Annotated in this window: 4 protein-coding genes; all 4 read left to right on the top strand. The window is 74.2% G+C overall.

The window, feature by feature from the left end; genetic code table 11:
- On the top strand, positions 1–233 hold a 233-nt coding region (locus tag HMPREF3099_RS00245; RefSeq protein WP_141761902.1), incomplete at its 5' end, for a hypothetical protein.
- Positions 226–1,179 (top strand): DNA polymerase III subunit delta, encoded by a 954-nt coding sequence (holA, locus tag HMPREF3099_RS00240; RefSeq protein ID WP_070703213.1) that lies wholly within the window; start codon positions 226–228, stop codon positions 1,177–1,179. The genes HMPREF3099_RS00245 and holA, both read left to right, overlap by 8 nt.
- A gap of 325 nt (positions 1,180–1,504) precedes the next feature.
- Positions 1,505–1,765, top strand: a complete 261-nt coding sequence (rpsT, locus tag HMPREF3099_RS00235; RefSeq protein ID WP_070703212.1) for a 30S ribosomal protein S20 — start codon at positions 1,505–1,507, stop codon at positions 1,763–1,765.
- Between the two features lie 253 nt (positions 1,766–2,018).
- A partial coding sequence (locus HMPREF3099_RS00230; RefSeq protein ID WP_141761901.1) for a hypothetical protein occupies positions 2,019–2,420 on the top strand: 402 nt, incomplete at its 3' end.

Genomic DNA, 2,420 nt, shown 5'->3' with positions numbered 1-2,420 from the left:
CCGGCCGGGCCGGTGCACCGCCGGTCTCGCGCTCGGCCCGCACCGCCGTCACCGGGGGCGAGGCGTGGACCGACGCCGACGACGCCGCCCTGCGCGAGGCCCTGGAGGACGCGTGCGACGAGACGGGGCAGGCCCGCATCGAGGACGTGGCGCGCGCCGTGGACCGGGCGCCGGACGTGGTGGCCGCCCGGCTGGAGCAGCTGGACCTGACCCTGGGGAGCCGTGATGCCTGACCTTCCGCCGCTGGTGCTCGTCAAGGGCCCCGAGGAGCTGCTCGTCGACCGCGCCGTGGACCAGGTGGTGGCCAGCGCGCGGGCGCTCGACCCCGAGGTGGAGGTGGTGCGCGTGCAGGGCGACGCGTACACCCCCGGCGAGGTGGCGATGGCGCTCAGCCCCAGCCTCTTCGGCGGTGGCAGCGTGGTGGTGGTGCGCCACTTCGAGCTGGCCTCCGAGCAGCTGGCGCAGGAGGTCATGGCTGGCGTGACCGACCCCGGGGAGGGCAACGTGCTCGTGGTCTCGCACCGGTCGGGGACCAAGCACAAGCGGGTGCTGGACGCGATGGCCAAGGCCCACGCGCACACCCTCGAGGCGCCGGCGCTCAAGCGGGACGGCGACAAGGCCACGTTCGTGCAGAAGGAGTTCCGGGCGGCGCGGCGCCGCATCGACGCCGACGCGGTGCAGGTGCTCGTGGCCGCGGCGGGGTCCGACGCCCGCACCCTGGCCGCGGCGTGCTCGCAACTCATCGAGGACACCGAGGGCACGGTCACCACCGAGGAGGTGAACCTCTACCACGGCGGCAAGGTGGAGACCACGGGCTTCAAGGTGGCCGAGGCGGCCTTCGCGGGGAACCGGGCCGAGGCGCTGCGGCTGGTGCGCCACGCGATGCTGGGCGGGCTCGACCCGGTGCCGATCGTGGCGGTGATGGCCGGGCAGGCGCGGCAGATCGGGCTGGTGGCCTCGGCCGGCAACCGGAGCTCGGGGCAGGTGGCCAAGGAGCTGGGCATGGCGCCGTTCATGGTGGACAAGGCCCGGCGCATGATGCGGGGCTGGGACGGGCACCGCCTCGGGCTGGTGGTGCAGGCCCTGGCGCGCTGCGACCACGAGGTGAAGGGCGCTGCGCGCGACCCGCACTCGGCGGTGGAGCGACTGGTGGACGAGGTCTGCCGCCTGCACGGCTGAGCGGCCGGGCGGGGTGTCCGGGCGGCGACGTCGGCCGGGCCGGGCGCGGGGTGCGTCCTCGCGGTGTGTCGCCGGGTGCGGGATGCGGCGCGCTGGCGCGTCATGCGGTAGCCTGTCCCGCACTGCCGACGCGCCAGAGGGTCGTGCGCACGGCACAGATTTGCGAGTACCGCTCAACCACGGGCATCCCCACGTCCGGTCCCGAGCGACTGCTCTCGCCCTCGAGCGATCACCTCGTGACGCCACACCATCGGGTCGAGCCCGACGTGGACCGCGGGTGGCCGCGCAGACACAAACATCAACGACCTCATCGGGAGAGACCCACGTGGCGAACATCAAGTCGCAGAAGAAGCGCGTTCTGACGAACGCCAAGCGCACCGAGCGCAACCGCGCGTACAAGTCGGAGCTGCGCACCTGGATCCGCAAGTTCCGTGCCGCCGCCGAGTCCGGCGACGCCGCCGCCGCGCAGGACGCCCTGCGTATGGCCAGCAAGAAGCTGGACAAGGCCGTGAGCAAGGGCGTGATCCACAAGAACCAGGCCGCCAACAAGAAGTCGGCCATGGCCAAGCGCGCCGCCGCTCTCTGAGAGCCGGCACCCACGCCTGACGGGGCGGTCACCTTCGGGTGGCCGCCCCGTTCGCGCGTCCGGGGGCGGGTGGGCGCGTGGGCGGGCGGTCGGGTCAGGTGCGTGTGCTTGGTCCTTCTCGATCCGCGGGAAGGACCAAGCACACGGGACGGCTTGCCGGTGGCACCGTCCCCAAAGGGGGCCTGGGTGGGGCGCAGGACCTCTGCGGGTCCACAGGCGGCGGGGCGGCACAAGCCGTGGATGCAGCGATCCGATGTGGACTGGGTTCGTGGGCGGGCTCTGGGGGCGTGTGGAGGTGCCCGGTCTGGAGAACCTGGGCGTGGTCAGTCGCCCACAGCTGCTCGAGGCCGGGTGCTCCAGTGCATCCGTGGGCCGGGCTGCCCGTGACTGGGCGGTCCTGCTGCCCGGGGTGTACTGGTGCACGCCCTCCGCCGAGGTGCTGGACCTCTGCCGTGGTGGGCGCCGTCCCGGCCACGCCATCACCTGGCCGGAGGTTCCGTGGGAGGTCCGGGCGCGGGCCGCACTCCTCCGCTGGCCCGCGGCCCGGCTGGCGGGGACGAGCGCCGCGCACGCCGATGGCTGGGGCCCGGAGCCGGCGGGTGTCTCGCTCCTCGCCCCAGCGGGCCGGGCCGTCCACGCGGCGCACGGCGTGGAC

This window comes from Kytococcus sp. HMSC28H12, from assembly GCF_001816045.1.
In the GTDB taxonomy this organism is placed as follows: Bacteria; Actinomycetota; Actinomycetes; order Actinomycetales; family Dermatophilaceae; genus Kytococcus; species Kytococcus schroeteri.
The sequence above is the reverse complement of the archived record's forward strand: the minus strand, read 5'-3'. Positions and strand labels throughout refer to the sequence as shown.

Excerpts from the sequence above, each read along its gene's own strand:
- holA (WP_070703213.1), top strand. The coding sequence starts at position 226 with ATGCCTGACCTTCCGCCGCTGGTGCTCGTCAAGGGCCCCGAGGAGCTG.